The sequence below is a fragment of the Oleiphilus sp. HI0125 genome, assembly GCF_001635355.1.
In genome coordinates this window covers 1-1412 of sequence record NZ_LWGF01000197.1, presented here as the reverse complement: position 1 = coordinate 1412, position 1412 = coordinate 1, and the positions used below count along the sequence as shown (strand labels likewise).

Genomic DNA, 1412 nt, shown 5'->3' with positions numbered 1-1412 from the left:
GTCGCGTTTTCGATCACTGCCACAGGCAACGAAGCAGAAACCCCATGCTCAATAAGCCTCTGAGCAATTAAGTCGATTGACGAAGCCCCATATAAAATACTAAGGTTTCTCCGTTTTTCGATTGCCCTGATACTCCTTCACTCAATGATGCCCAATTGGGTTCTGTCTCAGCACTTTTCATGTGTGCCGTCACAAACCGAACCGATTGTGCACAACTGCGATGTGTTAAGGGAATACCAGCATAAGAAGACGCGCCCGATGCGGCTGTGACTCCAGGAACAACACAAACTGGAACTCCAGATTGTTGAAGTACCTGACACTCCTCACCAACACGAGCAAAAATCGCGGGATCGCCGCCTTTTACTCGTACTACCTGTTTTCCTTCAAGTGCCAGTTTTAGCATCAACGCCGAAATACCCTCTTGAGACATGCTATGTTGGGCATAGCGCTTACCAACATAAATGCGTTGTACTTGTTTAGGAAACAGTGCCACCACCTCATCGGACACGAGTGCGTCGAACAGAATGACATCTGAATTTTGTAGCGCGCGATAAGCCTTAAGGGTGAGCAACTCTACATCACCTGGCCCCGCACCAATAATCGTTACACAACCTCGTTTAGAACGAGCTTGTATTTGAGTTTTAACCCGATTTATAAACCCTGTGTCCTTACTCTTTCCATCATTATTTGAAGAGCGCCTAAATAGAGCTAATAAATTTGTTGCAGCAGTAATCATGAAAACTCCTCTAAGGTAATGCGTTCACCTTCTGGAACAAGATTTTGCTTAAGAATTTGTTTGAGTTCAGACTTACACGACCCACAATTTGTGCCGCACTTTAATTGCGACCCCAAAGCTTCAACGCTATCACAGCCGTCATCTTGTATGGCTCGGATGATCTCTTTTTCACCCACCTTATAACAGCTGCAGACCATGCGACCTTGGGCATAGACGGAGTCTACTTCCGCATGCAGAAGTGCTTGGATTTGTTCTTCGCTCAAGACGCTACTATCAAGCATGCTTTCTAACCAAGCTCGCTCATATTCTTGCGCCTCTGAATGCGTGAATACGCCGTAAACTAATGATTGGTCGCGCGTCGCAAAACGATTCATTCCATTTTGATGCTGATAGGAATAACACTCACGCACATCTTGATAAACCGCATTCAGAGCTGAACCAAGCGTGGTGCTTTTTTCTTTGCACGCAAATCGGTAAATCATGCCGCCACGGACTTTTGCTTTCGACCACACATAAAACTGCGTATCTAGCCATTGAATCGGAAGCTCGTCTCGACTAAATAACTCGCCGTATTCAGCCATCTCGACCGGTGAAAGCGCAACAGCCGCATGTTTCAATTCTGGCTGCCCAGAAATGGGGTCTCTTGCATCTGTATATAGCTTTGCAATTGCCGATG

General features: G+C 46.1%; 2 protein-coding genes. Both read right to left on the bottom strand.

Annotated features, from left to right (window positions below):
- Nucleotides 1-67: 67 nt before the first annotated feature.
- Nucleotides 68-736, bottom strand: a complete 669-nt coding sequence (gene cobA / locus A3762_RS03000) for a uroporphyrinogen-III C-methyltransferase (RefSeq protein WP_068754035.1) — start codon at nucleotides 734-736, stop codon at nucleotides 68-70.
- The coding region (locus A3762_RS02995; protein WP_197468981.1) for a (2Fe-2S)-binding protein at nucleotides 733-1412 on the bottom strand (680 nt) is incomplete at its 5' end. The genes cobA and A3762_RS02995, both read right to left, overlap by 4 nt.

Excerpts from the sequence above, each read along its gene's own strand:
- cobA (WP_068754035.1), bottom strand. The coding sequence starts at position 736 with ATGATTACTGCTGCAACAAATTTATTAGCTCTATTTAGGCGCTCTTCA.